The organism is Micromonospora sp. MH33, from assembly GCF_003013775.1.
Classification (GTDB): domain Bacteria; phylum Actinomycetota; class Actinomycetes; order Mycobacteriales; family Micromonosporaceae; genus Micromonospora; species Micromonospora fulviviridis.
Genome location: NZ_MUYZ01000368.1, coordinates 1 through 5705 on the forward strand (window position 1 = coordinate 1; position 5705 = coordinate 5705).

The 5705-nt window shown below is 65.1% G+C and carries 4 protein-coding genes; 3 read left to right on the top strand and 1 reads right to left on the bottom strand.

Features of this window, described 5'->3' with window-relative positions; translation table 11 throughout:
* Positions 1-400 precede the first annotated feature (400 nt).
* Positions 401-1075: an HAD family hydrolase gene (locus B0E53_RS32345; protein ID WP_168215464.1), complete on the bottom strand. Its 675-nt coding sequence runs from the start codon at positions 1073-1075 to the stop codon at positions 401-403.
* 1221 nt (positions 1076-2296) lie between these two features.
* Here B0E53_RS32345 and B0E53_RS32355 point away from each other — a divergent pair.
* The 3 genes from B0E53_RS32355 (at position 2297) to B0E53_RS32365 (ending at position 5343) form a co-directional block, all read left to right on the top strand.
* Complete coding sequence (locus B0E53_RS32355; protein WP_107079437.1) at positions 2297-3220, top strand: aminoglycoside phosphotransferase family protein; 924 nt, start codon at positions 2297-2299, stop codon at positions 3218-3220.
* Between the two features lie 191 nt (positions 3221-3411).
* The gene (nadA, locus tag B0E53_RS32360) at positions 3412-4419 is read left to right on the top strand and encodes a quinolinate synthase NadA (protein ID WP_107079438.1); all 1008 of its coding nucleotides are present in this window, start codon (positions 3412-3414) and stop codon (positions 4417-4419) included.
* Positions 4420-4482: 63 nt separating this feature from the next.
* Entirely contained in the window at positions 4483-5343 is an 861-nt protein-coding gene (locus tag B0E53_RS32365) for an inositol monophosphatase family protein (protein WP_107079439.1), read from the top strand.
* Positions 5344-5705 lie beyond the last annotated feature (362 nt).

Sequence of the window (5705 nt, forward strand, 5' to 3'; positions counted from 1 at the left end):
TACCTACTCGCAACCTGGCTCGGGTTCTGCCCCCTCTGCCGCCAACTCGTCCCAACCTAACAAAGCACTACTAGTACTCCAGCCGCACTTCCGTTGACGATGTTTGCGCAGCTAGGGCCGCAGATGCGGGTCAGGCGTCAGAGCACATGATCGTCCATCGTAGACTGGCGCGCTTGTGGCGCTGGGTGATCTTCGGGGTGGGCGGCAGGTCTGGATGATCTGATGGCGCGGATTGCTGGCCGGTTTCGGCGGGTGGAGCCACGCAGCCGGGACGAGGTGGCCGGTTTGGCGGACGCCACCGCGACCCAGCTCGACGAGGAGGTCAGGGGCCACTACCGGAGAAGAAGGGAGTGACCCGGCTGCGGGAGCACCACACCGCCGGCACGAAGGCCAGAGGCGATCATGAGAAACGGGAAACTTCCGCCAGTTTGAGAACCGCAGCGAGCTGCCGGAGGTCCGTCACACCGTCCTCATCGGCACCGGACCTGTTGACCCACACGCCAAGGAGACCGGCCTCGTCGGCGGCCGCCGCGTCTCCAAGCTTGTTGTCGCCCACGTACGCGGTTACCGCCGGTGGATACCCCAATGCCGCGCAGCCCGTGTGGAAGATGCGGGGATGCGGTTTCGACGCTCCCGCCGCGTCGACGCCGACAACACACCTGAACCGGGAGAGCAGACCGACCCGCTGGAGCTTGACCCGGGAGAAGGCGGTGTCGCTGTTGGTCACGATTCCCAGGGGCACGTTGCCTAATGAGGCGAGCCCATCGAGGACATCGGGGAAAAGCCGCAGCGACGCCTCGTAACGCTCTCGATAGCCCAGGAACCAGCGGTAGGGATCGGGTGCCGAGGGCGCTTTCATCCAGGCCATCATGTCCGCTGCGAGTGAGCGCGCCTGCCCCACGTAGTCGGTCCGGCCCGCGAGGAATCGGTTGAAGTGGAAGGCTTGTAGCTCCCCGAACCTGGCCGCCGCCGCATTGAGATCACCCTCTACACCAAGCGAGCGGAGGTAGCTGACGATTCCGTCGTGCTCCGCACTTGCGTAGTCGATGAGCGTGTCGTCGACATCGAACAGCACTGCTTGGACCGTACCTTGCACGAGCCCTCCTCGCGGCGCGATGGGTTTGCTCGGTGGAGCGGACTTCAGGCCCGTGAGAAGGTCTTCGTCGGGGTTACGCGTACCAGGACCCGCGTCTCACCCGGCTGGGGGGTCCAGTGTGTGCCGCGGTAAGCGAGCGACAGTTCGTCGATCAACTCCATCGCTCCCTCAGACGACATCGAGGCAGTGCCACGTACTTCGATGTAGCTACCCGGGATATTCGGATCCCACGCCAGAAGGCTGACCCGGGGGTTAGCCCGCATGTAGCGGACTTTCAGCCGGTTCGCCGCCGTGGAGAACAGAACTTCTCCATCGTCGAACTTGACCCACAACGGACTGGACTGCGGTTGTCCGAGCGGACTTATCGTAGACAGTGACGCGATTATCGGGGCCCCGAAGAGCCGTGCCATCTTCTCTAGATGTGCTGGGCATATCGCTACGCGGCTGGTTTCGAGGTTATTGTTACCCATGAAACTCCCATCTCTGGGCACACAAGGTACCCACGCGCCTGTTGGTCGTCAAGCAATGTCCGCGGCCTTGCTCGTGCGAGGCTTCGGCACCGGCGACAGAACGTGTTCGGGCTGGTCTAATGCCATAGCCGCGGCGTCGGCATCTCTCAAATCGGCGCAGCGATCCGGTCTGTCGCGCGGCACCGCCTACCGCTACCCGACGAGGCATTGGCGGTGCTGGCTGCAGGCGCCGGGCCTGACCGGGGCTCTGGAGCAGGTCGAGGCCAAAGGTTCAGGCATCTAACGCACCGTCACCAAACCCGGACGGAGACGGCGCCGGGGCCTGCCTAAATGGGCAGATATGGAGACCCGGGTCCGGCCGTTTCGTCGCATTCGCCAGTTCCATCATGGAATCGATTAGCAGACATCTCCTGTTCTATGTGCATACACTGGCAAGCCATCGTCAAAACGGACGGAAGGAATCGGTTGGGTTCCTTGCAGATCGCAACTGGCGCCGCAGAGCAAGGAGGCGAGTGCCCAGGGCCCGCCGGTTCGCGCGCAGCAGGTCGGGAACGTAGCCGGGGTTCTGCCCATTTGGCACCTGCCTTATTGTCTCTGGGCATACTGACCACAACGCGCGAGTTCCGTCGCCGTCGTTATAGCCCTGAGCGCTCCACCCGCCGGCGGTATTGCGAGGGGCTCGTGCAACGGCGAAACCGCGAACGCGTCGCGGACCGACAAAGGACGACCTATGGTGCAGGTCCCGGGCGACTCCTTCGACGCAGAGCGCGCATGGCTGATTCTGCGCGAAGCATGCTCAACGATTCACGTGAGCCCTTCCGGCGGAGAACTGATCCGTCTCGGTGAGAACGCGGTGTTCTGGCTCTCCTCACGAACTGTCGTGGCGCGAGTCGGGCGGGGGGACGTCCGCACGGCCGAGGCCGAGCGGGAGATCAAGGTCGCCAGATGGCTGGCAGGGTCGCCGGTTCCCGCGGTTCGTCCGCTCGAGATAGCTCAGCCGCTGCGCATCGGCGACCATTTCGTGACGCTGTGGGAATCGGTGGCGGACGAGATCAGCTACGGCACCCCGGCAGAGTTGGCGTCCCTCCTCCGGCAACTGCACGCTCTGGAGCCGCCTGCCGACATCGCATTGCCCCATGCGGACCCGTTCCGTCGAGCGCGTTGCTGTCTCGCAAACGCGACGGCGCTGGCCGACGAGGACAGGCTGTTCCTCAGCGCTTTGCTGGGCCGTCTGGCGGCCAGGTACGCCCGGCTTGAGTTCCCACTCCGGCCGGGCGTCGTCCATGGCGACGCGAACGTGTGCAACGTCTTCCGGGACCGCCGCGGCAGGCCGGTGCTAGGCGATCTGGATACCGTGGCGGTGGGACCGCGCGAGTTGGATCTCGTGCCCGCCGCGGTGTACTACGACCGGCTCGGATGGCACTCGGCCGGCGAGTATCGGGAATTCGTGGAAAGCTATGGTTTCGATGTGCTCGACTGGCCTGGATATGGTCTGCTGGCGGACGCTCTCGAGGTCGAGATGGTCACCTGGCTCGCGCAGAATGCAGATCAGGACGACAAAGCGGGACAGGAACTCGCCAAAAGAGTCAAAACATTGCGTACGGGCGCCTCGCGAGCGGCGTGGGCGCCATTTCTCTGGCACCAGCATGATTGACAGTCCGAAGGACCGCGTGATCGACTGGCCAGCAGTTTCGCGGCGGCAGGCCGGAAGGGCCAAGCGAGCGCCAAATGTCTGGATACGCCCAGACTTGAGCCGTTGGCATGCACCTGAATCCGCAGAGAAAGGACAGACGTCCGCGAGCGTTGAGCCCTCCACTGCGGAGTGCTCGGCCTGAGGAGGGCCCAATGGGTGCCGCAGCCCATGACAACGCACCATCCGGGCGACTGGAGCCCGACAGCACCTGGGCGGAGGAGGTCCGCGCCCTGGCGCGGGAACGCGACGCGGTGCTACTGGCACACAACTACCAGCTACCAGAAATCCAGGACGTGGCCGATCACGTCGGCGACTCCCTTGCCCTGTCGCGGATCGCGGCTACGAGCGATGCAGCCACCATCGTCTTTTGTGGTGTGCACTTCATGGCCGAGACCGCCAAGATCTTGGCACCGGAAAAGACGGTGCTCATCCCCGACGCGCGCGCGGGATGCTCGCTGGCCGACTCGATTACCGTCGATCAACTCCGTGCGTGGAAACGTGAGCACCCTGGGGCGGCTGTCGTGTCTTACGTGAACACGACCGCTGCCGTGAAGGCCGAGACCGACATCTGCTGCACGTCGTCCAATGCTGTGGATGTGGTCGCTTCCATCCCACCGGATCGGGAGGTGCTGTTCTGCCCGGATCAGTTCCTCGGCGCTCATGTGAAACGGGAGACGCGCCGGGCGAACTTGCACGTCTGGGCCGGTGAGTGTCACGTCCACGCCGGCATCAACGGTCCGGAACTCGCCGCGCGTGCGGCTGCGCACCCGACTGCCGACCTGTACATCCATCCGGAGTGTGGATGCGCGACATCGGCGTTGTACCTCGTCGGAGAGGGCGTGGTGCCGCGGGAGAAGGTCCACATCCTGTCCACCAGCGGCATGGTCGAGGCAGCGCGCACGACCGGCACCGGCACGGTGCTGGTCGCTACTGAGGTTGGCATGCTGCACCAGCTACGCAAGGCCGCGCCAGCCACCGAGTTCCGTGCGGTGAACGACCGTGCGTCATGCCGGTTCATGAAGATGATCACGCCGGCTGCTCTGCTGCGCGCGCTCCGCGAAGGCACCGACGAGGTCAAGGTTGATCACGATGTCGCCGTACGGGCCCGGGCGTCGGTGCAGCGGATGATCGAGATCGGCCCACCAGGCGGCGGTGAGTGAGCGGCGCGTCCCGTACGGGACGACAAGAAGTGGCAGTCAAGGCTGAAGTGGACGGCGAAGTTCATGCCAACGCCTGACCCTGATCCGCTGCTGCCGGTCGCCCACGATGTCATCGACAGGGCAGTCGCCTATATCCTGACGAACCCCGTCACGGCCGTTCGGCAGAAGGACGCCCACGAGATCGTCACGGACGCCGATATCGCCATCGAACGCCTCGTCCGCGCCGCACTGACCGAAGACGACACAAGGATCGGCTTCCTCGGCGAGGAGACCGGCGCGGTGGGTAACCCCGATACCTACTGGGTGCTCGACCCCATCGACGGCACCACCAACTTCAGCCATGGCTTGCCGCTGAGCTCGATCTCGCTTGGCCTGGTGCACGACGGTACCCCAATTCTCGGCGTGATCGCGGTCCCGTTCCTCGCGCGCCGGTACTGGGCCACGCGCGCTGGCGGCGCCTATCGCGACGGTACTCGCATACAAGTTTCCAAAACAGCCGACCTGTCCAAGGCGTTGGTCGCTCTCACCGATTACGGAGGACCCCAACCAGGAATCGAAGGTCTGCTGTGCCGGGAACTGGATCGCGAGTTGACCACCCGCGCCCAGGGGCTGCGCCGGCTGGGCTCCACAGCCGTCGAGCTGGCCTTCGTCGCAGAAGGTTCCCTCGATGCCAGCATCAGCATCTGGAACGGAACCTGGGACACCGCCGCCGGCGCCGTCATCGCGCGCGAGGCAGGCGCGGTCGTCATGGACGCCGACGGGAGCCCACACTCGACTCAGTCACGGTGTGCCGTCGCGGTTACCCCGGCGCTGCGTGACGCCATCCTGTCGGTTCTCGAGATCGTGCGCGGCACCTGCTACTGGCCGGTCGAGGCCGGAGACACCCCGGTTGGAACGTCGGCCGAAGATCATATCGATCCGTAAGCCCACGGCCGGATTCGCTTGCGCACATGAAACGCGCAGCCGGTTGACGCGGTAGATGTAGGCCGCCTGTTTGGCGCTCACCTCCCCACCGGGCGGCCGGAGAACAGCCGGTGGTACTGCCCGCGTTCGCCGACCGGGGCGACGAACGCGGGCACAAACACACCCTCCGGCGGGCCTGGTCGAGCCGCTCGCGACCTCGGGGCGGGTCACCAGCGCAGGATCGGCCGCAGGCATTCGCGGTATCGGGTGATCGTGGCCTGCGAACAGCCGAACACCTCGGCGAGGTGTCAAGCCCCGGGTTTGATGGAGAGTTGGTTAGCTGGTTTTCAGGGGTGCGGTGACCGGCTGGGTCATCGCGTGGA

Coding starts and splice junctions, on each gene's coding strand:
- B0E53_RS32355 (WP_107079437.1), top strand. CDS start 2,297: ATGGTGCAGGTCCCGGGCGACTCCTTCGACGCAGAGCGCGCATGGCTG.
- nadA (WP_107079438.1), top strand. CDS start 3,412: ATGGGTGCCGCAGCCCATGACAACGCACCATCCGGGCGACTGGAGCCC.
- B0E53_RS32365 (WP_107079439.1), top strand. CDS start 4,483: ATGCCAACGCCTGACCCTGATCCGCTGCTGCCGGTCGCCCACGATGTC.